At 59.0% G+C, this 23,658-nt stretch carries 22 protein-coding genes, 1 tRNA gene and 1 pseudogene; 9 read left to right on the top strand and 15 right to left on the bottom strand.

Translation table 11 applies throughout. From position 1 onward, the window contains the following. Nucleotides 1-294: 294 nt before the first annotated feature. The 3 genes from HMPREF1494_RS03730 to HMPREF1494_RS03720 all read right to left on the bottom strand — a co-directional run bounded on the left by HMPREF1494_RS03730 (nt 295) and on the right by HMPREF1494_RS03720 (nt 3,718). Nucleotides 295-1,095: a hypothetical protein gene (locus tag HMPREF1494_RS03730; protein ID WP_034519650.1), complete on the bottom strand. Its 801-nt coding sequence runs from the start codon at nt 1,093-1,095 to the stop codon at nt 295-297. A 48-nt stretch (nt 1,096-1,143) separates the two neighbouring features. Then, nucleotides 1,144-2,391, bottom strand: a complete 1,248-nt coding sequence (locus tag HMPREF1494_RS03725; RefSeq protein WP_034519649.1) for a DUF2637 domain-containing protein — start codon at nt 2,389-2,391, stop codon at nt 1,144-1,146. 91 nt (nt 2,392-2,482) lie between these two features. Next, entirely contained in the window at nt 2,483-3,718 is a 1,236-nt protein-coding gene (locus HMPREF1494_RS03720) for a helix-turn-helix domain-containing protein (RefSeq protein ID WP_034519648.1), read from the bottom strand. Between the two features lie 342 nt (nt 3,719-4,060). Between HMPREF1494_RS03720 and HMPREF1494_RS03715 the strand changes: the two genes are divergently transcribed. Beyond that, nucleotides 4,061-4,429 carry a hypothetical protein gene (locus tag HMPREF1494_RS03715; RefSeq protein ID WP_231495300.1) on the top strand — a complete coding sequence of 123 codons (369 nt, stop codon included), beginning with the start codon at nt 4,061-4,063 and terminating at the stop codon, nt 4,427-4,429. Between the two features lie 108 nt (nt 4,430-4,537). On the opposite strand, the gene HMPREF1494_RS03710 is transcribed toward HMPREF1494_RS03715, so the two are convergent. Continuing rightward, nucleotides 4,538-4,924 (bottom strand): hypothetical protein, encoded by a 387-nt coding sequence (locus tag HMPREF1494_RS03710; RefSeq protein WP_034519646.1) that lies wholly within the window; start codon nt 4,922-4,924, stop codon nt 4,538-4,540. Continuing rightward, nucleotides 4,846-5,178 (bottom strand): helix-turn-helix domain-containing protein, encoded by a 333-nt coding sequence (locus HMPREF1494_RS11955; RefSeq protein ID WP_196336313.1) that lies wholly within the window; start codon nt 5,176-5,178, stop codon nt 4,846-4,848. The genes HMPREF1494_RS03710 and HMPREF1494_RS11955 overlap by 79 nt, the downstream gene beginning before the upstream one ends. Before the next feature lie 53 nt (nt 5,179-5,231). Between HMPREF1494_RS11955 and HMPREF1494_RS11950 the strand changes: the two are divergent. Beyond that, a pseudogene (locus tag HMPREF1494_RS11950) lies at nt 5,232-5,459 on the top strand (DUF739 family protein); the annotation flags it as partial. 300 nt (nt 5,460-5,759) lie between these two features. On the opposite strand, the gene HMPREF1494_RS03705 reads toward HMPREF1494_RS11950, so the two are convergent. Further along, nucleotides 5,760-5,833: transfer RNA gene (locus HMPREF1494_RS03705), tRNA-Leu, on the bottom strand. A 187-nt stretch (nt 5,834-6,020) separates the two neighbouring features. Here HMPREF1494_RS03705 and HMPREF1494_RS03700 point away from each other — a divergent pair. Further along, entirely contained in the window at nt 6,021-6,629 is a 609-nt protein-coding gene (locus tag HMPREF1494_RS03700; RefSeq protein WP_003842155.1) for an NUDIX domain-containing protein, read from the top strand. 124 nt (nt 6,630-6,753) lie between these two features. Here the strand turns inward: HMPREF1494_RS03700 and pyk are convergent, their stop codons facing one another. From pyk to HMPREF1494_RS03670, 6 genes are all read right to left on the bottom strand, one after another. Further along, the gene (pyk, locus tag HMPREF1494_RS03695) at nt 6,754-8,196 is read right to left on the bottom strand and encodes a pyruvate kinase (protein WP_003840563.1); all 1,443 of its coding nucleotides are present in this window, start codon (nt 8,194-8,196) and stop codon (nt 6,754-6,756) included. Between the two features lie 173 nt (nt 8,197-8,369). After that, the gene (locus tag HMPREF1494_RS03690) at nt 8,370-9,353 is read right to left on the bottom strand and encodes a TerC family protein (RefSeq protein ID WP_034519644.1); all 984 of its coding nucleotides are present in this window, start codon (nt 9,351-9,353) and stop codon (nt 8,370-8,372) included. A gap of 39 nt (nt 9,354-9,392) precedes the next feature. Next, nucleotides 9,393-11,504, bottom strand: a complete 2,112-nt coding sequence (gene uvrB / locus HMPREF1494_RS03685; protein WP_033489310.1) for an excinuclease ABC subunit UvrB — start codon at nt 11,502-11,504, stop codon at nt 9,393-9,395. A gap of 5 nt (nt 11,505-11,509) precedes the next feature. After that, nucleotides 11,510-12,133, bottom strand: a complete 624-nt coding sequence (coaE, locus tag HMPREF1494_RS03680) for a dephospho-CoA kinase (RefSeq protein WP_034519750.1) — start codon at nt 12,131-12,133, stop codon at nt 11,510-11,512. Nucleotides 12,134-12,336: 203 nt separating this feature from the next. Further along, nucleotides 12,337-13,809, bottom strand: a complete 1,473-nt coding sequence (gene rpsA / locus HMPREF1494_RS03675; protein WP_034519643.1) for a 30S ribosomal protein S1 — start codon at nt 13,807-13,809, stop codon at nt 12,337-12,339. Between the two features lie 155 nt (nt 13,810-13,964). Beyond that, nucleotides 13,965-14,840: a bifunctional methylenetetrahydrofolate dehydrogenase/methenyltetrahydrofolate cyclohydrolase gene (locus tag HMPREF1494_RS03670; protein WP_003840571.1), complete on the bottom strand. Its 876-nt coding sequence runs from the start codon at nt 14,838-14,840 to the stop codon at nt 13,965-13,967. A gap of 141 nt (nt 14,841-14,981) precedes the next feature. Between HMPREF1494_RS03670 and HMPREF1494_RS03665 the strand changes: the two genes are divergently transcribed. The 3 genes from HMPREF1494_RS03665 (at nt 14,982) to HMPREF1494_RS03655 (ending at nt 17,889) form a co-directional block, all read left to right on the top strand. Continuing rightward, nucleotides 14,982-16,028: a metal ABC transporter solute-binding protein, Zn/Mn family gene (locus HMPREF1494_RS03665; protein WP_034519642.1), complete on the top strand. Its 1,047-nt coding sequence runs from the start codon at nt 14,982-14,984 to the stop codon at nt 16,026-16,028. A gap of 140 nt (nt 16,029-16,168) precedes the next feature. Continuing rightward, nucleotides 16,169-17,056, top strand: coding sequence for an ABC transporter ATP-binding protein (locus HMPREF1494_RS03660; RefSeq protein ID WP_012902077.1), 888 nt, complete (start codon nt 16,169-16,171; stop codon nt 17,054-17,056). Further along, on the top strand, nt 17,053-17,889 hold the full coding sequence (locus tag HMPREF1494_RS03655) for a metal ABC transporter permease (RefSeq protein WP_003840574.1): 837 nt from the start codon (nt 17,053-17,055) through the stop codon (nt 17,887-17,889). Before HMPREF1494_RS03660 ends, HMPREF1494_RS03655 begins: the two co-directional genes overlap by 4 nt. Nucleotides 17,890-17,891: 2 nt before the next feature. On the opposite strand, the gene ispF is transcribed toward HMPREF1494_RS03655, so the two are convergent. After that, nucleotides 17,892-18,368, bottom strand: a complete 477-nt coding sequence (ispF, locus tag HMPREF1494_RS03650) for a 2-C-methyl-D-erythritol 2,4-cyclodiphosphate synthase (RefSeq protein ID WP_034519641.1) — start codon at nt 18,366-18,368, stop codon at nt 17,892-17,894. Nucleotides 18,369-18,377: 9 nt separating this feature from the next. After that, the gene (locus tag HMPREF1494_RS03645) at nt 18,378-18,974 is read right to left on the bottom strand and encodes a CarD family transcriptional regulator (protein WP_003840576.1); all 597 of its coding nucleotides are present in this window, start codon (nt 18,972-18,974) and stop codon (nt 18,378-18,380) included. Between the two features lie 137 nt (nt 18,975-19,111). Here HMPREF1494_RS03645 and glgB point away from each other — a divergent pair, with 137 nt between their 5' ends. The 3 genes from glgB to HMPREF1494_RS03630 are packed head-to-tail and all read left to right on the top strand — an operon-like array spanning nt 19,112 to nt 23,193. Next, complete coding sequence (gene glgB / locus HMPREF1494_RS03640) at nt 19,112-21,367, top strand: 1,4-alpha-glucan branching protein GlgB (protein WP_034519640.1); 2,256 nt, start codon at nt 19,112-19,114, stop codon at nt 21,365-21,367. A gap of 15 nt (nt 21,368-21,382) precedes the next feature. Next, nucleotides 21,383-22,105 (top strand): response regulator transcription factor, encoded by a 723-nt coding sequence (locus HMPREF1494_RS03635; protein WP_003842169.1) that lies wholly within the window; start codon nt 21,383-21,385, stop codon nt 22,103-22,105. Between the two features lie 11 nt (nt 22,106-22,116). Beyond that, a complete protein-coding gene (locus HMPREF1494_RS03630; RefSeq protein ID WP_012902075.1) occupies nt 22,117-23,193 on the top strand; it encodes a sensor histidine kinase in 1,077 nt (358 codons plus the stop codon). On the opposite strand, the gene HMPREF1494_RS11650 is transcribed toward HMPREF1494_RS03630, so the two are convergent. After that, nucleotides 23,172-23,654 carry a ComF family protein gene (locus HMPREF1494_RS11650; RefSeq protein ID WP_331279566.1) on the bottom strand — a complete coding sequence of 161 codons (483 nt, stop codon included), beginning with the start codon at nt 23,652-23,654 and terminating at the stop codon, nt 23,172-23,174. The genes HMPREF1494_RS03630 and HMPREF1494_RS11650 overlap by 22 nt on opposite strands. Between the last annotated feature and the right edge of the window lie 4 nt (nt 23,655-23,658).

Raw genomic sequence — 23,658 nt, 5'->3', positions numbered from 1 at the left:
GATGAGCGTGGGTTTCTCCACGGGTCCGGCCGGTTTGGAATCGTTCGCCCATGCGATCGCGTTGATGCTCATTCGTTCTCCTTGTTCGTGTCGGTCGCTTTTTGAGGTTCTCGTTGATCGAGGGGATGCAGGCCATGCCGTATGCGGAGGCGCCGTCACCGGTCACGTGGCCGGCCCGTGGATGTCGGAAAGGAAGATCCCGGCCGGCGTATATGCCCACGTCGCACGGCGCCGTCATCCGCCGATTCACGGTGGGAACGCCTCCGCCTCCCGCGAGGGCCATGACGATTCGCTTCATTGGTTCCTCCTGTGCCTGTCGATGGTTTTGAGGATGTACGGGTAGTCGTCGAACGAAGGGTCGTGGCCGTAATGGCGGCTTTCGAGCCAGTGGCGGATCTCGCGACGCAGGCTGTCGCCCTGTGGTCCCGTGGCCCGCATGGCCTGCTGGACGAGGATCCTCCAGGCTTTCTTGCCCGCTTTGGCGCAGACCTTGTAGGACAGGGCGCGCATGGCCGCCCGGTAGTCGTCGGACACGTGGGCCTGTTCCTGCGTTCCCTCGCCGATCTGCCATTCCTGCCAGCTGGCCTTGTCGCCGGCGGGGGCGCCGATCATGTCACCGTCATCGGTGCCGAACACGTCGTCCGGCTCGCACAGCCTGTCACGGGCCGCGGCGCGGATTTCGGCCCTGAGCTGGCGGCGGATCCTTTCCGCGTCCGGTTCGTCGTCCGGCCCGCCGTTCCCGTCATGGGTGTTGTTCCTGCGGCGGTTCCGGGGCGCGTAGGTCATGCCCGACCGGTATTTGGGCCGGTCGGTGTTCATCCATTCGCCAATCTTCTGGTCGACGAGGCTGTTGACGAACGCGCCCAACGGTCTGCGGTCCGCGTATGCGGCCCATCGTTTCAGTCCGCCCTCGATGAGTTCCTGCCAGATGTTCATGACGATCTCGTCGACGGCCCAGACCTGGCCCCACTCGTTGAGCTTCTTGACGATGCGGCTGCGGTTCTCCTCGATGGCCTCGTCGACCTCGCCTGGTGTGACGCCGTACACGGCCCGGAACTCCCGATCGCTGTCGGAGACGTAGACATGGCCTGTCATGGTGGTGTTTCCTTCCCGTTCTCTTCCCTTTTGCTGCGCATCCCCGGCCTAGAACCGGTCCGGGTAGGCTTGCCTGTAGACGCGCAGTCGTCGTTTCGCGGTGCTGGTGCTGGACACGATTCCGGCGTCCTGCGCGGTCTGCCAGTTGAGCGGGAGTCCCTGCTCGTGCATGCGGTCGGCCCAGGCGAGCCATTTGGCGGCGTCCCTTGCCTCGTTCCTGCTCAACGCCGCCAAGGGTGCCGGCAGTGGTTCCGGCTCCTGTTCCCCGGTCCGTTTCCCGGTCCGTTCGCTGTCCGTGCCGTCCGCCGCTTCCTCCTGCGTGGGGTCGGCTTCGCCTTCCCGTGTCGTCTCGGCCGATGGTTCGACGGTGATAGTGTCGGGGCCGTCGATGTTCCCGGCCGTTCCTTCGGATTCCAGTTCGGGTTCGACGCTCACGGATTCCGGCTCGGGTTCGTCCTGCGGTTCCGGTGCGGCCGGTTCCGTCATGGTCGGCGTGTGTTCGGTCTCCGGCATGGTCCGGGGATCGGCCTGGATGTCGAGTGCGGGTTTTTCGGTGGTGGAGGCGTCGGCCGTGGCGTTCGCCTCAACGGCTTTTGGGGAGGCATCGGCCTCCGTGTCGTCGATGGCGAGGTCGGCGGGGGTGGGTGCGCTCCATGCGAAGTCCCTCAGATTCGGTTTCTCCACCGTGGCCGGCTCGTATGCAGGCGGAACCGTCTCGTATGCGGGCGTTGCCGGCGCGGGCGGGACCGGCGCCGACAACGGCGCCGTGAGTGGTTCGGCCGTGGATGCCGTCATGGGTTCGGTCGGGGTCTTCGTTTCCGTGTCGTCGAGGGTTCGTCCGATAAGGGCGTTGACCTTGTCGAGCCGGTCGCCGGCGATGATGACGATCAGGTGGGTGGCGTACAGCATCGCGACGGGTGGGATGCTCATGATGGTGGCCGGCGCCCATGCGGGCAGTTCGAGCCCGTTGTTGATGAGGGCGTGCAATGCGTTGCCGCCGATCGAGCAGCCGGAGAACAGGACGAGTCCCGCCCATGGGTACCAGCCGCCGCGGATGTGGCCTTTCTTGAAGCCCCATGTGGCCCACGTGCACAACAGGATCGTGCCGTCCACGCAGACGGGTCCTCCCCAGCTGAGGTACGGGTTGATGCCGCAGGAGACGAACACGAGGCGCAATGCGTCGAAGCTGAGGATGAAGGCGATCAGGCCGATGACGAGTCCGGCGGTGATGCCGGGCCACATCCTCACGCTTGTGCGGTCCGTTTCCGGTCTGGTGTTGCTGTTGGTGTCGTTCATGGTGTCCTTCCTTCTCGTGTGTCAGCGTCGGCCTTGCGGGGCGTGCGCGTTCCCTGCGCGGGCACACCCCGGGGTTCGACGGTCGTCGGTGTCAGTCCTCGAATTTGGAGAAGTCGAATTCCCCGGCTTCGTCCTCGCGGTCGTTCTCGATGCTTTCGATGGTTTTGCGGATGAACACGATCATTTCGAGGAACATGTCGTATTTGTTGTCATCGCCGTCGTACAGGTCGTCGGATTGGATGTAGTGAAGGCGTAGGAGTTTGCAGAACGCGTCGTAGAAGTGCATGAGCCTGCGGTTGCTTTTCTCCATGATGGTGGACACGACCAGGCTGCCGGGTTTCCATTCGTCGGATTCGAGGTCGTTGATGACCTCGTCGATCGCTTCGGCGAGGTTGGCGATGTCTCGGGTCATGGTGGTGATGACGTCCTGGTCGAATTCCTCGCCGAGCTGGTCGGATGTGTCGATGATCTCGTCGTCGTCCGCGTGGACGAATTCGTCGCTTTCGGGTTTGGCTACGGCTTTGAGGCCTTCGCTCATGAGACGGTTGTGTTCGCGGCTGATCGCGGTGCTGATGGTGGACTGGCTTTTGCCGAGTTCCTGCGCGATCTCGTTCTGGGTCTTGCCTTCCTGCTTCAGCCGCCATGCGAGTTCGGCGGTCTCCTCGCTGGTGAGCGTGTCGGTGCTGTAGACCTTGCCGTCCGCGCCGACGAACTTGCGTGCCTTCTCACGACCGGCTTTCACGATCGTGCGGCTGACAGTTGTGTGGTTGACTCCGAGCAGTGCGGCGATGCCGCGGTTGCTGATCTTGCTCGGATCGAATCCGAGGATCAGGTCGGTGCGCGCCTGCCCGGTCACACGGATCTGGTCGGAGGTGAAATGGTCCTTGCAGTACGCTTCCCATCCCTTCATGCCTTGCGGGTAGCCGAGCGCGACCCAGATGTGTCCCTCGAACGCGGCTTGGGCGGCCTGGATGAGGTCGTATTGGGCTTCGAGGGCGTGCAGGAGCTTGACCTTGAGTTCCTCGGTCCTTCTGCGGGCCTCTTCCTCGTTGAACGCGCTCTCGCCCGCGGCCAGGGGCTTGACCTGGACGGGGAACGTGTCGGCCAATGCGGCGACGGGATTGTCGTCCACTTCGTCCCCGTCGTCTTCCATGGGCTCGTCAATGAGGCGGATGGGTTCGGGCGCGTCGAGACCGGTCCCGTCGTCCAGGATCTCGTCGGCGTCCACGACCTCCGCGTCGATCATGGTCCGGAATTCGTTTTCGTTTTGCGTGGATTCCGGATATCGGGTGGCGTCATCGTTGTCGAGTGTGAAATAATCAGTCATGGTATTGACTCCTTTTCTAGAGTTTGATCGGCATTAGCCCCTTGTGGGTTGGAATTTGATTGACTCATTGGGGTTGGTATCTGAACCGAACCCCTGCTTGCAGGTTTCAGTGTTTTCGGTGTTTTCTGAAGGGCTTGTCCTTTCTTGAGACGCTGTGGCTTGAAGCTTGTTTGTGGTGAAGTCTCTCGGCTGGTTACCTAGGGACTGAAAGTGGTTATTTGGATCTGGTTCATCGCCCGCATGTGAGCTGCAACTCGTGTGCGGGCTTTTCTATCGGTTCGTTATCGGCTCCATGTTCGGTGGTTGGAGTGATATCGAAGTTCGTTCTGGATGGTGAGGCTGATGCGTGAGGATTCCGGGTGGAGTATGTCCGGCGGATGGCCATCTGCCCGCACCGTCGGTCTTCTTGAGGATTGTTCCTCTTGCGGGATGTGGTATGCCGTCGCGGCCGTCGTGTTCGATGATCCCCTGGGTTCCGTTCCTCCGGTCGAGCGGGCCGCACGCGCCTATGATTGCTGGCTTCGTGTCGTACAGGAGCATCGTCCCGGTTTTGATGCCGCCGGATACGGTTTGACGGAATCGGAGCGTACGGACGTGGCCTTGTTGGAGCGTCTGTTGCTCCCCTCCCTGTTCGAGGGGACCGGCTTCGCGTATATGCATGATGTGGTGGCCGCGGTGAATGGCTACCGTCATGCCTGCCGCGTCTTGTGATTGTCGTGGCCGTGTCATGCCGTCCTCCTTTCGTCTGCTGGTTGTTGGTTGGATCCGGTTCATCGCCCGTTGCGAACTGCAATTCGTTCACGGACGTCTGCTGCCTGTTCAGTTGTGTCGCGTGCGTCTCCGTCGTGGCTCCTGCTCGGTCCGTCTGATCCATGCGGTCACGGGGAGTCTGATGCCTTGCGCCTGGAGGAATCCGAGGTCCCGGACGATGTTCGGTCCTTCGAATCCTTCCGCCTGGTCCATCATGTGTTGGATTTCCGGCTGGTAGAAGCTGAACGGCAGGTGGATCCCGGCATCCTCCTTGGTGATTCCCCCGGTGAGGCGTTCGTCCCAGTGTGTCGTTGGTTTCAGCGGTTTGAAGATCGCGTGGTCGACTTTCGGGTGTCCCGTGTCGAGGTCGAGGATCGTCAGTCCGACCAGTTCCCCGTTCGTGGGCTCCGAATCCGTAACACGGGCCTGCAGCCACAGCTTTTCCTTGGTTCGCAATTTTCTTCTCCTTCTCTGTTCTCGCTCGCTAGACAGGCTGTTTGATCTTCAAGTTCTTCTCGGCCGTACAAGGCTTCCGTGGACACATCAAAGTAAATCGCACAGCGAAGTACCTCGTCAGCGCTGAACGGAATTTGATCGCTCAACTTCTTCGAGACCGTACCCTGGCTAAGTCCTAAAAGCCCTCCGAATTCCGTTTGGCTCAGATGCGACTGCTTACGAAGCTCATCGATTCTTCTCGATATATTCGTCATAGGAATAACCATAGTAGAAGACATCGAAATATCAAAATGGCGTGTCTAAAATAATGATCATGCAAAAAAAAATGAACAACCAAACTCAAGCGGCACTTGACTTTCAGTCAATCGTCCGCAACAACATAAGAATGATTCTTGCAAGGTTTCCTCAAAGACAGGAATCTTTCGCTTCTGCTTTGCAGCTCTCTCAAGCGTCAATTAGCAAAAAACTGAACGGCAAGGCTGAGTGGACTTCTGCGGACATTGCGAACGCGGCAGCATATTTCAATTTGCCGTTCTACGTTCTTGTTTCTCCGACGGCTCTCAAAGATTATCTCTTCGAGGAGCCTTCCTATCGGGATTATCACCTGGTGCATGATGCACCAGGTGATAATCCTCAACATGAGTTTGCCGGCACCACCGGCGGCACCTCAGCTGGCGCAGGCATGGCACGATACTACAGGCAACCGGAAGGAGGCGAAGAAAACAAAACGCACGGGGCCGTCGGACCTCGCGCGTTCGTGATGGCTCCCCTGGACGCCGATCTAATCGGCCCCGGGGCCATGGGTTCCCGCTTCTCCGCGAAATCCCGTTTTGGGTGCCCCCGGTGGGACTCGAACCCACACTGCGCAGATTTTGAGGCTGCTTCCTCTACCAATTGGGATACAGGGGCTTGCGCACAGTTATGGAACTGTACCACATGAAGGGGATTTTGCAAAACCTTCGGCGGTGTCGCGAACCTTCTCACCACGATTCATCCGGTCGACCACGTCGCGGAACACGTTTTCGCCCTCTGCGTTATCGATCGCTTTCGGCTTACAATGGCAAGTGATTGCACATCCCCTGTAAGGAGGGCACATATGAGCAATGAGACCTATCGTCGCTTCGATCCATGGCGCACCGCCCCGGTCAAAGAGGAAGTCCGCAAACAAATTGTCGCAAGCCATTATTTCAATGTGGATCACGTTGCGTTCAATTCATCCGAGGTCGGCCATTTCGAGCGTTACTTGGTTCAGGAGAACGGTGGAGACACCGTTGGCGTGCTTGCCGTCACCGAAGACGGACAAATTCCACTGGTGGAACAGTACCGCATTCCCACCCACCGTTGGACGCTGGAAATTCCGGCGGGGCATGCCCTTTCCCCTGACGAGCGCCCATTGGATGTGGCCGCACGCAAGCTACGCGAAGAAGCCGGATTCGAAGCGGAACGGTTCAGCCAGTTCTCTCGTTTCATCAATACGCCAAGTTTCTCCAACCAACATACGGCGCTGTTTCTGGCCACAGGACTGACGCCGTCCGACCGTAGCAAGCTCGGTCCGGAAACGCCACGTGCGGAAGTGCGTCTCTTTTCGTTGGATGAGGCATACGACATGGTCATCAACGGCACGATTGTCGACGCTAAGACCATCATCGCCATCCTGCGGCTGCACTGCGGGCCGGACAATCTGGCCGAAGGATTGAACGAATAACGTCCATGCACGCCCCGTAGCATACGCCATCGCCCAAGAACCCGGCACAGACATCAGAGGAGCTCCTACCAGGATGTGATAGGAGCTCCTCTGATGTCAATCAGTCAGTCGCCCTGTTCCGATCTCAGTCGCAGGCACCGACGGTGTGGACGTAGATGGAGTCGGTACGGCCCGGCTGGTGCTCGCCCTGAGCGGAGCTCAGCACGACGATCTTGTCGCCATCGACGACCTTGCCGGCATCCTTGAGGATCTTGTCGGTGAAGATCATCAGGTCCTTGCGGGACTTGTCATGGTAATCCTCATCGAGCAGGAAGGACTCAGTGCCCCAGGACAGGGCCAGCCAGTGATAGGTGTGCTCGTTGTTGGTGATGCCGTAGATCGGGGTGGCCGGACGCTCGCGGGAGACGCGATGCACGGTGGAGCCGGTCTGGGTGTAGGCAACAATGGCCTTGGCGTTGAGCTTGTCGGCCAGATCGACGGCAGCGGAGGACACTGCGCCGGTGGAGGACATGTCCAGGTTCTTCAGCTCCGGGATACGGTCGAAACCGTGTTCGGTGGCGAAGGAGGAAATACGGCTCATGGTGTTCACGGTGACCGCCGGATACTTGCCGACGGCGGTCTCGTTGGAGGTCATGGTGGCGTCGGCGCCGTCCAGAATGGCGTTGGCGCAGTCGGAGGCCTCTGCACGGGTCGGGACCGGGGAGTTGACCATGGAGCCGAGGACCTCGGTGGCCACGATGACCGGCTTGGCATACTGGCGTGCGAGCTCGATGCAACGCTTGGTAGCCAGCGGGACCTCTTCGAGCGGGCACTCGACGGCCATATCACCACGGGCGACCATGATGCCGTCGAAGGCCTTGACGATCTCTTCGAGGTTCTCAAGAGCCTGCGGCTTTTCGATCTTGGCGACGACCGGAATGCGGCGTCCTTCCTCGTCCATGATCTCATGGGCACGATCGATGTCGGTGGCGAAACGCACGAAGGACATGGCGATGATGTCGGCACCGGTCTGGATGGCCCAACGCAGATCGGCCTCATCCTTTTCGGTCAGTGCCGGCAGAGACACGGCGACACCCGGCAGATTGATGCCCTTGTGGCTGGAAACCGGTCCGGCCACAACGACCTTGGTGTACACGTTGTTGCCCTCGACCTTGGTGACCTCGAGACGGACCTTGCCGTCATCGATCAGAATCGGATCGCCGGCGTGGCAATCGCCCGGCAGACCCTTGAAGGTGGTGGAGGTGATGTGCTCGTCGCCTTCGATGTCATCGGTGGTGATGACGAACTCCTGGCCTTCGGTCAGCTGAACCTTGTCTTCGCCTTCGGCGTTCTTCTTGAACCAACCGCAACGAATCTTCGGGCCCTGCAGATCGACCAGTGCGGCAACATTGCGACCGGTGGCCTTGGCGGCTGCACGAAGGTTGTTGTAGACCTTCAGGTGGTCTTCAGGAGTGCCATGGGAGCGGTTCAGACGTGCAACGTCCATACCTGCTTCGACGAGGCTGGTGATGCCTTCCAGAGACTCGGTAGCGGGACCGATGGTATCTACGATCTTGGCTTTACGCATGTATGCCTGCCTATTCCTGTTCTAATTTGATTTGGATCTGACGACCCTGTTTCCAATGGCATAGTTTACTAGCAAAAAGCGCTCACTTCCACTCCGGACAGAGGTGTGTTGTGAGCGCTCACATTTTTGTCGGGAGAACGAAAACCTCAGTTTTCATGCCGTTCGCCGACCAGTCACCGGGCGTTGGCCTCCACGGATCGCATCTTCAGCACACTGGCCAGCGCGGAACCTCCTATAGCCACGACGATCACGGCCAAGGACAGCCATGTCGGCACTTCCGGAACCCAGTGAACGGGCCTTCCGCCGTTGACGAACGGCAGGGAATTGCCGTGCATGGCCTCCATGATGAGCTTCACGCCGATGAAGCCGAGCACGACGGACAGACCAAGCGGCAGATAGACCAGCTTGTCGAGCAACTCGCCAAGCAGGAAATACAGCTGTTGCAGACCAAGCAATGCGAACACATTGGAGGTGAACACAATGAACGGGTCCTTGGTCAGTCCGAAGATGGCCGGAATCGAGTCGAAGGCGAACATCACATCCGTGGTACCGATGGTCAGAAACACGATGAGCATCGGTGTCCAGTACTTGACTCCGTTCTTCACGGTACGCAGTTTTTCGCCGTCATATTCATCGGTGATCCTGATGACCTTGCGCAGCGCGCGAATCAGTCCGTTCTCGTGGTATTCCTCGTCCTCCTCTTCTCCGGCGACGAGTTTGACGGCGGTGACGATAAGGAACGCGCCGAACAGAAAGAACACCCACGTGAAGCGGGAGATGATGGCCGCACCGACCAGAATGAAGCAACCGCGCAGTATGAGGGCGACGGCGATGCCAACGGACAGCACGAATTTCTGCAGCCGTTTCGGCACGGCGAAATTCGACATGATGATGACGAACACGAACAGGTTATCGATGCTTAGGGAGTACTCGGTAAGCCAGCCCGAATAGAATTCAATGGCCGGCTTGGCACCCGCAAAGTACCACATCAATCCGCCGAAAATCAATGCCATGACCACGAAAAAAGCGATATGCTGCACGCATTCCTTGGTGGAGGGCACATGTGGCTTGCGACCGATCACGAACAAATCGACGATGAAGAAGATACCAAGCGTCACAAATGTGACGATCATGAATGCAAGAGGGGTTTCAGCCATAATTCCCCATGGTACGTAAGCCACATGACCGGACGAACATCATTTGCCGGCCTCGGTCATCTGCCGCAGCTCCTTCTTCAGATCCCTGATTTCGTCACGCAGACGTGCCGCAAGCTCGAATTGGAGTTGTTCGGCCGCCGTATGCATCTGGTCGGAGAGCTGACGGATAAGGTCGGCGAGATCCTGTGCCGGCAGGCCGGCCTTAAGTATCTCCTCATGGCGCTTGTCGGATTCGCTCCTGTCGAAGGTCGGCACGCCCAGATGCGAATTGCCCGCCTTGTCGGCGTTACGGTAGCCGGTGCCGAGCAAGGTCTGCGTATCGACGTCCTCCTTGGCCAACATATCGTTGACGTCGCTGATCTTTTTGATCAACGGTTTCGGATCGATGCCATGCTCCTTGTTGTAGGCGATCTGGATGTCACGGCGACGGTTGGTTTCATCGATGGCCTTGTGCATGGCTTCGGTGACGTCATCGGCATACATGATGACGGTGCCGGACACATTTCGTGCGGCACGGCCGATGGTCTGAATCAGCGAACGATAGGAGCGCAGGAATCCTTCCTTGTCGGCATCGAGAATCGCCACCAGCGAGACCTCCGGCAGATCGAGGCCTTCCCGCAACAGATTGATGCCGACGATGACGTCGATCTTACCTTCGCGTAGTTCACGCAACAGTTCGACCCGGCGTAACGTATCGACGTCGGAATGCAGGTATTCGACCTTGATGCCGCGTTCCAACAGATAATCGGTAAGGTCCTCGGCCATCTTCTTGGTGAGCGTGGTGACGAGCGCACGTTCGTTCCTGGCCACACGATCCTTGATTTCGGCCAGAAGATCGTCGATCTGCCCTTCCACGGGCCGTACGTCGATCTTCGGATCAACAAGGCCTGTCGGACGGATGATCTGTTCCACCACACCATCACTCAGACCCAGTTCGTAATCGCCCGGCGTCGCGGACAGATATACGGTCTGGCCGACGCGTTGCAGAAATTCCGGCCATTTGAGCGGACGATTGTCCATTGCGGAGGGCAGACGGAAGCCGTGCTCCACCAAGGTACGTTTTCTGCTGGCATCCCCCTCATACATGGCACCGATCTGCGGCACGGTGACATGTGATTCGTCGATGACCAGCAGGAAGTCGTCGGGAAAGAAATCGAGCAGGGTGTGCGGCGGGGTACCGGGTTCACGCCCGTCAAAATGACGGGAATAATTCTCCACGCCGGAACATACACCCACTTGGGTGAGCATTTCCAGATCATATGTGGTGCGCATGGTGAGGCGCTGCGCCTCGAGTTCCTTGCCCTGCTTACGCAATTCGGCCACACGTTGGTCGAGTTCCTCCTTGATGGTGGCCAGTGCACGCTCCATGCGTTCAGGTCCGGCCACATAATGCGAGGCCGGGAAGATGTGCACCTGCGGCTCGTGATCGATTACGTCGCCGGTCAGGGGATGCAGGGTCGAGATATGGTCGATTTCATCGCCGAAAAATTCTATGCGGATGGCGAGTTCCTCATATACCGGAATGATTTCGACGGTGTCACCACGCACTCGAAAGGTGCCGCGGGTGAAGGCGATGTCGTTACGCTTGTACTGCATCGACACGAACATGCGCAACAGCTCGTCGCGATCTATCTGCTGGCCTTCCTTGAGAAACAGCATGCGGCCGGCATACTCTTCCGGGGTGCCCAAGCCGTAGATGCAGGAGACGGTGGCCACGACCACGCAATCACGCCGTGTCAGCAGGTTCGCGGTGGCCGCATGACGCAGCCGCTCCACATCGTCATTGATGTTGGAGTCCTTTTCAATATAGGTGTCGGTCTGTGGAATATAGGCTTCAGGCTGGTAGTAGTCGTAATAGGAGACGAAATAGCTCACTGCGTTGTCGGGCATGAGCTCGCGGAACTCGGCGCACAGCTGTGCAGCGAGCGTCTTGTTCGGCTCGATGATGAGCGTCGGGCGTTGCAACCGTTCGATCAGCCATGCGGTGGTAGCCGTTTTGCCGGTTCCCGTAGCGCCCATAAGCACCACATCGTTCTCACCGTTTTCGATACGGGTGGCCAGCTCCTCAATGGCCTTCGGCTGGTCTCCTGACGGCCGATATGGTGATTTGACCACAAACGGTTTGTCTACACGTTCGATTTCGAATCCCATGCCGATCACCTTGCTTCCAAGCGCCACTGTGCGTACAGTCTATCAACATCTTCGAACATACGTTCTATATTATGTGTGGCGTCGATGACCACATCGGCGATGGCCATGCGTTCCCGTGCCGAGGATTGATGGCCGACACGCGCCCAGGCCTGTTCCTCGCTCATGTTCCGGGTCGCCATCATCCGTCTCACACGCATATCCTCCGGCGCCTCGACGGTGACAATATGGTCGAAACGCACCGGCATGTCGTCGATGACCTCAGCCAACAGCGGAACATCATGCACGATCACGGCCTGCGGGTTCGCCGCCATTGCCTCACGCTCCCTGCGCAACGCCAACTGATAGATCAGCGGATGTTCGATGTCGTCGAGCTGTTTCCGCATCCCCGCCGAAGTCTGGCCTGAAAACACTTGTTCCGCCATCCACGCACGATTCAGCTCGCCCCGCTCATCCAGCGCATCCGCACCGAAAGAATCAACGATTCGACGCAGCCCCTCGCTTCCCGGGGCAACCACCTCACGAGCCAGCTCGTCATAATCAATGACGAACGCACCAAGATCGCACAGATGGGCGGATACCGTACTTTTGCCGGCTGCGATGCCGCCGGTCAGACCAATTCGAATCGTCACATCTGTCATTGTGCCGAGTCGAACGGACACCGGCAAGGCGGTGCAATGCTCCGGGCTCAACATGCTCCGCTCACGGCGATGGAAGGTATGCATGATATCCATCGGAATGACAGGAAGAAGATTATGGCAGCGAAAAACCCCGCACCACATAGGTACGGGGCTTGAAGTCATCTGCCTAACGGTTGCCCGTCAGCACAGGCCAATCACTTGCCGAGCAGCTGGTCGCGCAGAGCGGCGAGCTGGTCGGAGTCAGCAAGGGTACCGGCGGAAGTGTTCTCGGAGGAGTAGTTGGATACCTCTTCGACCTTCTCTTCCTTCGGAGCCTGGCCGTCCTCGGCGGCGGAAGCGGCTGCGTTCTCGAGTTCCTTGGCGACGAACTCCTTGTGCTGCTCCCACAGGTCGTGGGCTGCCGCGTACTGGGTCTCCCACTCCTCACGCTGCTTCTCGTAACCAGCGATCCACTCGTTGGTTGCCGGGTCGAAGCCTTCCGGATACTTGTAGTTGCCCTGCTCGTCGTACTCCGCCGGCATGCCGTACAGAGCCGGATCGAAGTCCTCGGAAGCCGGATCGACGGAGTCGTTGGCCTGCTTGAGGGACAGGGAGATGCGGCGACGATCAAGATCGACGTCGATCACCTTGACGAAGACCTCTTCGCCCGGCTTGACGACGGTCTCCGGGTTCTCCACGTGGCGGTTGGCCAGCTCGGAGATGTGCACGAGGCCTTCGATGCCGTCTTCGACGGAGATGAAGACACCGAACTGAACGATCTTGGTGACCTTGCCCTTGACGATCTGGCCAGGAACGTGGGTGCGAGCGAAGCGCTGCCACGGATCTTCCTGGGTGGCCTTGAGGGACAGGGAGATGCGCTCACGGTCGAGATCGACGTCGAGCACCTCGACGGTGACCTTATCGCCGACCTTGACGACCTCGGACGGGTGGTCGATGTGCTTCCAGGACAGCTCGGAAACGTGAATCAGGCCGTCAACGCCGCCCAGATCGACGAATGCGCCGAAGTTGACGATGGAGGACACGACGCCTTCACGAATCTGGCCCTTCTTGAGCTGAGACAGGAAGGTCTCACGCACTTCGGACTGGGTCTCTTCGAGGTACTGACGACGGGAAAGGACCACGTTGTTGCGGTTCTTGTCGAGCTCGAGAATCTTGGCCTTGATCTTCTGGCCAATGTACGGGGACAGGTCGCGCACGCGACGCATTTCGACCAGCGATGCCGGCAGGAAGCCACGCAGGCCGATGTCGACGATAAGGCCGCCCTTGACGGCTTCGATGACGGTACCTTCGACAACGCCATCGGCTTCCTTGATCTTCTCGATATCGCCCCAGGCGCGCTCGTACTGTGCACGCTTCTTGGACAGGATCAGACGGCCTTCCTTGTCTTCCTTGGTGACGACAAGAGCCTCGATAGTGTCGCCGACCTCGACGACTTCGTCAGGATCAACGTCCTTCTTGATGGAAAGCTCACGGGAGGGAATGACGCCCTCGGTCTTGTAGCCGATGTCGAGCAGCACCTCGTCGTGATCGACCTTGACGACGGTACCTTCGACCAGATCACCATCATCGAAGTTCTTGATGGTGGAATCGACTGCCTTGATGAAGTCCTCTTCGGTGCCGATGTCGTTGATGGCGACCTTGGCGACTTCGTTATTGTTCTCTGCCATTAATTTGGTTTCTTACAAATAGTGGATGGATAAAATCGTTCTTCAGTTATACCGGGTGCGCGTACAGCACACACAAAACTTAAGTCTACAGGAGACCGTGCACAAAAACGAGCGGAATCTTCACGCGACACGCCCGAAATAATCGGCTTGCTCTCTCAGTGCCGGCGTTCGGCCATTTCGACCACGTTCTCCAGCAGCATGGCACGGGTCATCGGACCCACTCCCCCTGGATTCGGCGTATAGGCCGAGGCCTTCTCGTAACAGGCTTTGTCGATATCACCCCTGACACGGTAACGGCCGGCCTCCTCATCGAATACTCGGGAGACGCCAACATCGACAAGCACCGCCCCTTCCTTGATGTCGTCCGGTTTGACGAACGCGGCGGAACCCATCGCGGCCACGATCACATCGGCGCGACGCATGTGGTCTCGCACGTCCTTGGTACCGGTATGGCATAGCGTGACCGTGGCATTGACTTCCTTGCGCGTGAGCATCAGTCCAATGGTGCGGCCGATGGTGATGCCGCGCCCAAGCACGCATACCTCCTTGCCATTCAGATCGATGTCATAGGCTCCAAGCAGTTCGATGACGCCACGTGGCGTACACGGCAACGGCGTGGCGATCTCGCCACGGGGATGCAACACCAGCTCGCCCAGATTGTAGGGATGCATGCCGTCCGCGTCCTTTTTCGGATCGATCAGGTCGATGACGGCGTTTTCGTCAATGCCTTTCGGCAACGGCAACTGCACGATGTAGCCGGTGCAGGCGGGGTCGGCGTTCAGTTCATTCACCGCCGCCGCAATCTGATCGAAGGTGGCATCCGCAGGCAATTCGCGCTTGATGGACGTCACGCCGATCTCGGCGCAGTCGGCATGCTTGCCGGCGACGTATTTGACCGAACCCGGGTCGGAACCGACCAGAATGGTCCCTAATCCCGGTTCGACGCCCCGCTGCTTCAATGCGGCGACCCGCCGAGCAAGGTCCTCCTTGATGCGTGCGGATATCATCTTGCCGTCGATTTTCGTTGCCATACGGGCGTTCCCTTCGTATAGATGACCTTGGCCTATTGGCGTTTGCATGTATCGTAGGCTATCTTGGTTTCAGTCGGAAGTCGTGCGCACGTTCGCGAGACGAACACGACCGGGATGATTTTAGGAAGAAGGCATTCCAGCATGCGTCTGCATCAGCGTTCCCTCCTACGTACCGTTGCCGCCGGCATCGTCATGTGCATGATGTTCGGCGCCACCGCCTGCTTCGGCCACGATTCGCCGGACGAGCGACCGACCGCTTCGGCTTCGACGAGCGAGCAGACCTCCCCCATCACCGTAGTCGCATCGGTCAATCAATGGGGCTCCCTTGCGGAGCAGATCGGCGGAACCTATGTGAAGGTGACTTCCATTCTGAACTCGACCTCCGTGGACGCCCATGATTTCGAGCCCAAGACCGCCGATGTCGCCGCTCTTCAGAAGGCACAGGTCGTCGTCTCCAACGGAGCCGGCTATGACGCTTGGGCCACGAAGAATCTGACGAAGGGCACCGTCAGCGTATCCGCGGCGCAAATGGTCGGAGCCATGGAGGGGGACAATCCTCACCTGTGGTTCTCCAACGACGCCCGCAACGCCATGGCCAAGGAGCTGGCCGACACCTACAGCCGCATCATGCCGGCACGGAAGAAATACTTCGCAGGCAAGCTTTCCGCGTGGAACAAACGGGAGAGCAAGGTCGAGAAGGCGATGAAAACCTTCAGCAGCACGCATAAAGGCGCCACATATGCGGCCACCGAAGCGGTCGCATACTATCTGCTGAGCGATATGGGCTTTGATGACAAGACCCCCGAAGGATATGCGCAATCGGCCGCCTCCGACGCGGAACCGGCGCCGGCCGATCTACAGGCCTTCCAGGAATTGCTGGAAAAGCATCAGGTCGACCTGCTGGTCAACAACGTGCAGGAAGCCAGCGATGCCACGAATCTGCTGACCGGCACCGCGCAGAAGTCCGACGTTCCGGTATTCGACGTCACGGAACAGATGCCGGCCGATCAGTCGAGCCTGACCTCCTGGATCCTGTCGCTGGTCACATCCCTGACGGAAACGATGGCGACGACCGATGCCGAAGACGATTCCTCCGAAAACGCGACGTCATCGCCGAGCGAATCATCCGAATCGGCCTCGCCATCCGAAAATGCGACGGAGGAGCCGCAGCCGGATCCCGGCAAATAACGCCGCAGACGCATTCCAAGGCTCGCCTTAAGGATGGTGCTTCCCGCAATCATTACGGGAAACACCCCCTCTTATTGAGAATGGTTGTCAACACTGTTTGTCATGATACGAACGGAAACGACATCATAAAGGAGCTTTTCATGCACGATGGCACCGACTCTCCCGACGGGCAGGCACCGCAAGCCGCGATTGTATTCAAGGATGCCTGCGTCAAACGTGGCGGACGTGTGATCTGGCGGCATGGCTCATTCAGCATTCCCAGCGGTTCGGTCACCGCCATCGTGGGCACCAACGGCGCAGGCAAGACCACGATGATGAAGGCCGAACTTGGTCTGATCGATACCACGGCCGGCAGCATCACGGTGCTCGGCAAACCGGCCGGTGCCATGAATCAGCACATCGGCTACGTACCGCAAAGCTATGCCGTCGACATCGAGTCGAATCTCACCGCCGAACAATCGGTATTGCTTGGCTTGACCGGCACTCGTTTCGGCATTCATCCCGTCACGCGCGCCCAACGTGAGAAGGCCCGCAAAGCCATGGAATTCGTCGGTCTTCTCGATAAGGCCTCATACCGGCTTTCCGAATTGTCGGGTGGATTGCGCCAACGTGCGGCCATCGCCCAGGCATTGGTGAGCGACCCGCAGCTACTGATGCTCGACGAGCCGCTCGCCAACCTCGATCTGGCCAGCCAGCGAGCCACCGTGCATGTACTTGCCAAACTCAATCGAGAACTCGGCATGACCATTCAGGTGGTCGCCCATGACCTCAACATGCTGTTGCCGATTCTTACCGGTGCCGTGTATCTGCTTGACGGACACCCGCATTATGCACGCATGAACGAGGTATTGGACTCGGAACTGCTCACCCACTTGTACGGCACCACCGTGCAGGTGGTCACCACGCCGCAGGGAGACATGTTCGTGACACCCAGCGACGACGAACCTAGGAACGCAATCGTCGACGCACACGATCCCAAAGAGGTCGCGCAATTCCACCAGCACACCGGAAAGAGGCAACACGCATGAGCCACACCGCATTCGCATTCGACCCGGACTGGATGTCGACGCTGACGGCACCATTCATGGCCAACGCATTTCTCGCCGGATTGTGCATCGCCTTGGCTGCGGGTGTGATGGGATACTTCACCATCGCACGCCATTCCACATTCGCTTCGCACGCCTTGGCGCATATCGGACTGCCTGGAGCCACCGGTGCGATATTGATTGGACTGCCGGTCTCCGTCGGCATGGGGATATTCGCTCTCGGCGGGGCTTTGGTCATCGGAGCCCTCGGCAAAAAGGCGTCGCAACGCGAAATCGCCACCGGCACTGTGTTGGCCTTCGCCACTGGCATGGGTCTGTTTTTTGCCAGACTCTCAAGTTCCGCCTCGCAACAGATGCAGTCGATTCTATTCGGATCGATTCTGACCATCACCACCGGCCAGATCATCGGCTTCGCCGTCTTCGACATCGTGCTGTTGGCGGTGTTGGCGCTCATCTACCGTCCACTGCTGTTCAGCTCATTGGATGAGCAGGTGGCTCAGGCCAAGGGCGTGCCCGTCGGCCTGATGAACATCGCGTTCATGGCGATCATGGCCGGCGTGATTACCATCGCCGTGCCCGCCGTGGGTACGTTGCTGATTTTCGCATTGGTCATCACCCCTGCCGCGACCGCGAACATTCTCGCGGGTTCGCCGTTCAAAGCGATGGTCATCGCCAGTGCGATCTGCCTGGTCTCCATCTGGGGCGGCTTGATCCTGTCCGCGATGTTCCCAGCCCCCCCGAGCTTCATCATCGTGACCATCTCCACCTTGTTCTGGGCCATTACCAAGGCAGTGGGTGCGCTGAATAGAAGATAGCCCTACTCCACCGATTCCACAAGGGCGTTGGCGATGGCGGCTACGCCCTCCCCCGAACCGGTGAATCCCATGCCATCCGTAGTGGTGGCCGTCACCGACACCTCGCAACCGATTGCTGCAGACAACGCCGCTTCCACCTCCATGCGACGCGTGCCGATCTTCGGGCGATTGGCGATGATTACCACGCTGGCACTTATCGGCCGCATACCATGGTCCTTCAGATAGCCGACAGCGGTACGCAGCATTTCGGCACCATGTTTGCCGGCACCGTCGGAATTTTCGCCCACGCCGAACAACGTTCCGATATCACCAAGGTGCGCGGCTGCCAGCAATGCGTCGATCAGCGCATGCGCGACGACGTCACCATCGGAATCACCTGCTATGCCATCACCCTCCCAATGCAAACAGGCAAGCCATAACGGCCTGCCTGCATTGGAATCAGCGAATCGATGGGCGTCGAAACCTTGACCGATGCGCATCAGAGAGCCTTACTTCTTCTTGGACTTCTTGCCTTCGGCCTCAACACGGGCCAACGTATCCATCGCGGCCTCCTGCGGGGCTTCGGTGTGATGCTGGTCGTCTCCTGGCTGCGGAGCTTCGTACCCCAGATTCACGTCAAGCAGGCGTTGGGCCTCGCCTTCCTCGAGATGCTCAGATAATGAGATCTCGGAGGTGAGGATGCTACGGGCTTTCGTAAGCATACGCTTCTCACCGGCGGACAGACCATGCTCATCCACGTCCCGCTGCGCCAGATCACGCACCACTTCGGCGATCTTGTTGACGTCACCGGTGGCAATCTTCTCGACGTTCAGCTTGTAACGACGGGACCAGTTCATTTCCTTTTCGATGATCGGAGTGCGCAGGATCTCAAAGACCTTCGCCACCTCGTTGGCATCGACGATGTCGCGCACGCCGACTTTTTTGGCGTTGTCCACCGGAACATTGATGACCAAACCGTCAGACGACAATACCGACAGCTGCAGGTATTCACGGGTGACCCCCTTGACCGTCCGCTCGGTTATGGCCTCCACCTTCGCAGCGCCGTGACGTGGATAGACGACCATGTCGCCGACCTTGTAACCCATGAATCCTCCGTGAAAAGCTTACACAAAACCCGAATTATTGTGCCACCCGGCATGGACTTGTCCAAAAACCAGCGAAAAAATGAAAATAAAGCGCGACACGAAGCCATTTTTCGACCAATCGTGCTTACACTTTTGCCATGGCTACAGAATCCAAGATCAAAGAAGATGTCGTTGCCGTTCCTGTTGCTCAGGGCGACCTGGATGCAGTAAGCAACGGTACGTTTTACAATCCGCATGAGGTGCTCGGCGGGCATCTCGGGTCCGACAAGCACGAGGATGTCGTCACGATCCGCGTGTTGCGTCCGCTGGCGAAATCCGTGACGATCATCACGCAGAACGCCGAGACCGAGGCGGTTCATGAATTCAATGGCGTGTTCATAGCCCTCGTCAAGGCGATTCGGAACGATGACATCTATGGTGTGCCGGACTACCGCATCCGCACCGAATACGAAGACGGTACCGTGGTGGTGTCCGACGATCCGTACCGTTACCTGCCCACCATCGGCGACATGGATATGTACCTGTTCGGCGAAGGCCGTCACGAACGGTTGTGGGAGGCTCTCGGCGCGCATGTGCTGCGCTACGACGATCCCATGGGTTCCGCGGATGGTACGCCCGGCGAACAGGTGGTCGGCACCGCATTCACCGTATGGGCTCCGAATGCGCATGCCGTACGCGTGGTCGGCGACTTCAACGGTTGGAACGGCCGTACGCACGCCATGCGCGAGCTGGGTTCCTCAGGCGTCTGGGAATTGTTCGTGCCAGGTGTCGGCGACGGTGAGATCTACAAGTACGAGATTCTCAACGCCAACAACGAGTGGACAATGAAGGCCGACCCGATGGAGCGCTCGCATGAGATTCCGCCGCGTACCGGCTCCGTCGTGGTCGACTCCGAACATGAATGGCATGATGAGGCGTGGATGGCCAAGCGCGCCGTCACCGATCCGCACAACGGCCCTGTCAGCATCTATGAGGTGCACGCGGGCAGCTGGCGCAAGGATGTGCACAACTACCGCGAGTTGGCCGACAAACTCGTACCGTACGTGGCCGAAGAGGGCTTCACCCATGTGGAGTTCATGCCGCTGGCCGAGCACCCGTTCTCCGGCTCCTGGGGCTATCAGGTCACTGGCTATTACGCGGTCGACTCCAGACTCGGCGGCCCGGACGACTTCAAATATCTGGTCGACAAACTCCATGAGGCCGGCATCGGCGTAATCATGGATTGGGTTCCGGCCCACTTCCCGAAGGATGCGTTCGCATTGGGCCGTTTCGACGGTACTCCGTTGTATGAAGATCCGGATCCGATGCGTGGCGAGCACCCGGACTGGGGCACCTATGTGTTCAATTTCGGGCGCCGCGAAGTGCGCAACTTCCTGGTGGCCAACGCCTGCTTCTGGCTGGACGAGTATCATGTCGACGCGCTGCGCGTGGACGCGGTCTCGTCGATGCTGTACCTCGATTACAGCCGTGAGCCGGGCCAGTGGCATCCGAACATCTACGGCGGCCGCGAAAACCTTGAGGCCATCGATTTCCTCAAGGAAGCCAACGCCACCGCATATAAGAACAATCCCGGCATCATGATGATCGCCGAAGAATCCACCGCATACCCCGGCATCACCGCACCGACCGATGCCGGAGGCCTCGGCTTCGGCCTCAAGTGGAATATGGGCTGGATGCATGACACCCTGCAGTATCTGCACGAGGAGCCCATCAACCGCAAGTGGCATCATAACGAGATCACCTTCTCCATGGTCTACGCGTATTCCGAGCATTATGTGCTGCCCATCAGCCATGACGAGGTCGTATACGGCAAGGGTTCGGTATTCGGCAAGATGCCAGGCAACGACTGGCAACGTTATGCCGGTGTGCGCGCCCTGTTCGCCTACCAGTGGGCCCATCCGGGCAAGAACCTGTCCTTCATGGGCAACGAGGTGGCCCAGTATGGCGAGTGGGACCATGACGGCTCCGTGGATTGGGATGCGCTCAATTGGCCCGATCATCGCGGCGTGAAGAAGCTCGTCGCCGATCTCAATGCGCTCTATAAGGAATCGCCTGCACTGTGGAGCCAGGATTTCGATCCGGCCGGCTTCCAGTGGCTCACCAGCGATGATGCCGACCACAATACGTTAAGCTTTGTGCGAATCGGCAAGGATGGCGAGCAGATGGTCGTCGTCGTGAACTTCTCCGGCGAAGCCTGGCAGGATTACCAGGTGCCGCTCACCAAGGGTGGCAAGTGGACCGAGGTGCTGACCACCGACGACAAGATCTACGGCGGATCCGACATCCATAACGGCACGTTCGAAGCGGTCGAAGGCGAATACCATTCGCGCGATTGGTCCGCAACCATCACCGTTCCGGCTTTGGGCGCAGTATTCTTGAAGCCAGAACTCTGAGAAAGGCGGATCGCTATGCTCAACACATCAGCACGACCTTCGGCCACCCCACGTACCGTTTTGGTGGTCGAGGATGAACCAACGTTGGCCACTGCCATCGCGCAGCGCATTACCGCGGAAGGATGGACGGCCCGCGTGGCCTCCGACGGCGCGAGCGCCGTACAGGCTGCCACGCAGCTACGTCCCGATCTGGTGATCATGGACATCATGTTGCCGGTGATGGACGGTCTTGAAGCGACCAAGCGCATCGTGGCGGAACGTCCGGTTCCCGTGCTGATCCTGACGGCGCGGGACGACGAGGCCGATAAGGTCATCGGTCTCGGTGCCGGAGCCGATGACTACATGACCAAGCCGTTCTCCATGCGCGAGCTCATCGCACGCTGTAAGGCGTTGCTTCGCCGCGTAGACCGTGCCAAGGTCATCGCGAAGAACTCCGAAAACGAGAAGATCCTCGATTTCGGTTCGCTGGTCATCGATCCGGCGCAACGCATCGTCACCGTCAATGGCGAGCAGGTGCATCTGACCCCCACGGAATTCGACCTGTTGGCCACGCTGGCCCGCAAGCCCAAGTCCGTGCTCACCCGTGAGAAGCTGCTCGAAGAAGTGTGGGACTGGGTGGATGCCTCCGGCACCCGCACCGTGGACTCGCATGTCAAGGCATTGCGCCACAAGCTGGGTTCGCAGACCATTCGCACCGTACATGGCGTCGGCTATGCATTCGAGCCACCGGAGCAGTAGTATGCGGTAATATGCGTACTTCCGATTCGAATAAGGGGCGTTCGGTCAATCCATTGGAGACCGAACGCCCCATTGGTTTGCTGTCCTCGTTGAAAATCGAACTGAGCGTGTTGATCGTCATCGCTACGGCCATCGCGTTCATCATGGCCTGGTTCCTGCTTAAAGTAGGCCTAAGCGTATGGATCGCCATGCCGATTACGCTTGCCGTGGCTTTGGGCATCACCTATTTCTTCTCCCGGGGGCTTACCTCTCCGTTGCGTCAGATGCGAGACGCCGCCGAGGCCATGGCCGATGGCGATTACACCGTGCGCGTGCATGTCGATTCAAACAGCCGCGACGAAGTCGGCCAGTTGGCCATCTCCTTCAACGAGATGGCCGAGGAACTGCAGCATGCCGACCAGATGCGCCGAGATATGGTAGCGAACGTCAGCCATGAATTGCGCACTCCGGTCTCGGCGTTGCAGGCCATGGTCGAAAACATGGCCGACGGCGTGGTCGAGCCTACGCCGGCCAATCTGGAAAGCATCCTGAATCAGACGCACCGCCTGTCCGACCTCATCGCGTTTCTGCTGGATCTGTCGCGCATGGAGGCCGGCGCGGCCAGTCTCCAGATCGAAAAGTTCAATTTCCGCGATTTCATTGACGAAACCGTGGAACCGTTGGAGATAGCGGATGCCGGCCATGCGCATGACATCGAAATGCACATACCCGCCAACATCGAGATGGAGGGTGACCAGGATCGCCTGCGCCAGCTGTTCACCAACATCATCGCCAATGCGCTCAAGCATTCCGCCGATGACACCACGGTGCTCATCGAGGCGCATGAGAACAAGGATTTCGGTACCATCGTGACCAATGTGGTCAATTTTGGCTCGCAGATTCCGCAAGAGGCACGATCCGACATCTTCCGCCGCTTCGTCAAAGGCAAAACCGGTCCCGGCACCGAATCGGGCGGCACCGGACTGGGACTGTCGATCGCCCGATGGGCGGCACAGCTGCATGGCGGTACCGTACGCGTGGTCGATGACCAACGTGGCGCCGATTTTGAAATCACCCTGCCGAAATATCACACCGCCGATGACGAGTGATCGTTTTCCTGCGTCGACCCGCCGGGCGGCGTGTAAGCCAACGCCAGCACGGTGACCACGGTCGCGCCGGCCTGTTGCAAAACCTCGACGCAGCGACGCATCGTGGTACCGGATGTGATGATGTCGTCAATCAACACAACGGGCACGCCACGTACATCGATTCCCGATCGGACGGCAACATGGCCCTTCAATCGCCGGGAACGCTGAACGACGCCTTGCATCTGCACCGACCTGCGTGTTACCCCTCTGCTTTCCAATGCGTTGCAAGCCTTTGCCGAAAGGCCTGTCCTCCGAACGTCGCGGGCCAGACGTTTGGCGAGCTGCATCATATGTCTGCGTCCACGTTGACGTACAGAATGTCGGGATGATGGCGCCGGAACAATCAGAATGGGGCCATCGTATGGCACTCCGCCACGAAGCAGATCAATCAGCCCACAGGATCGCGCGAGGTCGTGCAGCATCTCG

Source organism: Bifidobacterium sp. MSTE12 (assembly GCF_000513015.1).
In the GTDB taxonomy this organism is placed as follows: Bacteria; Actinomycetota; Actinomycetes; order Actinomycetales; family Bifidobacteriaceae; genus Bifidobacterium; species Bifidobacterium dentium.
This window is presented reverse-complemented; position numbering and strand designations above follow the sequence as displayed.

What these genes read in the sequence shown, in the direction of transcription:
- HMPREF1494_RS03730 (WP_034519650.1), bottom strand. Translation starts at nt 1,095, where the DNA reads ATGACAGGCCATGTCTACGTCTCCGACAGCGATCGGGAGTTCCGGGCC.
- HMPREF1494_RS03690 (WP_034519644.1), bottom strand. Translation starts at nt 9,353, where the DNA reads ATGGCTGAAACCCCTCTTGCATTCATGATCGTCACATTTGTGACGCTT.
- HMPREF1494_RS03700 (WP_003842155.1), top strand. Translation starts at nt 6,021, where the DNA reads ATGAGCAATGAGACCTATCGTCGCTTCGATCCATGGCGCACCGCCCCG.
- HMPREF1494_RS03660 (WP_012902077.1), top strand. Translation starts at nt 16,169, where the DNA reads ATGCACGATGGCACCGACTCTCCCGACGGGCAGGCACCGCAAGCCGCG.
- pyk (WP_003840563.1), bottom strand. Translation starts at nt 8,196, where the DNA reads ATGCGTAAAGCCAAGATCGTAGATACCATCGGTCCCGCTACCGAGTCT.
- HMPREF1494_RS03670 (WP_003840571.1), bottom strand. Translation starts at nt 14,840, where the DNA reads ATGGCAACGAAAATCGACGGCAAGATGATATCCGCACGCATCAAGGAG.
- HMPREF1494_RS11650 (WP_331279566.1), bottom strand. Translation starts at nt 23,654, where the DNA reads ATGCTGCACGACCTCGCGCGATCCTGTGGGCTGATTGATCTGCTTCGT.
- HMPREF1494_RS03635 (WP_003842169.1), top strand. Translation starts at nt 21,383, where the DNA reads ATGCTCAACACATCAGCACGACCTTCGGCCACCCCACGTACCGTTTTG.
- HMPREF1494_RS03715 (WP_231495300.1), top strand. Translation starts at nt 4,061, where the DNA reads ATGCGTGAGGATTCCGGGTGGAGTATGTCCGGCGGATGGCCATCTGCC.
- HMPREF1494_RS11955 (WP_196336313.1), bottom strand. Translation starts at nt 5,178, where the DNA reads ATGACGAATATATCGAGAAGAATCGATGAGCTTCGTAAGCAGTCGCAT.
- HMPREF1494_RS03630 (WP_012902075.1), top strand. Translation starts at nt 22,117, where the DNA reads ATGCGTACTTCCGATTCGAATAAGGGGCGTTCGGTCAATCCATTGGAG.
- HMPREF1494_RS03665 (WP_034519642.1), top strand. Translation starts at nt 14,982, where the DNA reads ATGCGTCTGCATCAGCGTTCCCTCCTACGTACCGTTGCCGCCGGCATC.
- HMPREF1494_RS03655 (WP_003840574.1), top strand. Translation starts at nt 17,053, where the DNA reads ATGAGCCACACCGCATTCGCATTCGACCCGGACTGGATGTCGACGCTG.
- ispF (WP_034519641.1), bottom strand. Translation starts at nt 18,368, where the DNA reads ATGCGCATCGGTCAAGGTTTCGACGCCCATCGATTCGCTGATTCCAAT.
- HMPREF1494_RS03725 (WP_034519649.1), bottom strand. Translation starts at nt 2,391, where the DNA reads ATGAACGACACCAACAGCAACACCAGACCGGAAACGGACCGCACAAGC.
- HMPREF1494_RS03645 (WP_003840576.1), bottom strand. Translation starts at nt 18,974, where the DNA reads ATGGGTTACAAGGTCGGCGACATGGTCGTCTATCCACGTCACGGCGCT.
- uvrB (WP_033489310.1), bottom strand. Translation starts at nt 11,504, where the DNA reads ATGGGATTCGAAATCGAACGTGTAGACAAACCGTTTGTGGTCAAATCA.
- HMPREF1494_RS03720 (WP_034519648.1), bottom strand. Translation starts at nt 3,718, where the DNA reads ATGACTGATTATTTCACACTCGACAACGATGACGCCACCCGATATCCG.
- glgB (WP_034519640.1), top strand. Translation starts at nt 19,112, where the DNA reads ATGGCTACAGAATCCAAGATCAAAGAAGATGTCGTTGCCGTTCCTGTT.
- rpsA (WP_034519643.1), bottom strand. Translation starts at nt 13,809, where the DNA reads ATGGCAGAGAACAATAACGAAGTCGCCAAGGTCGCCATCAACGACATC.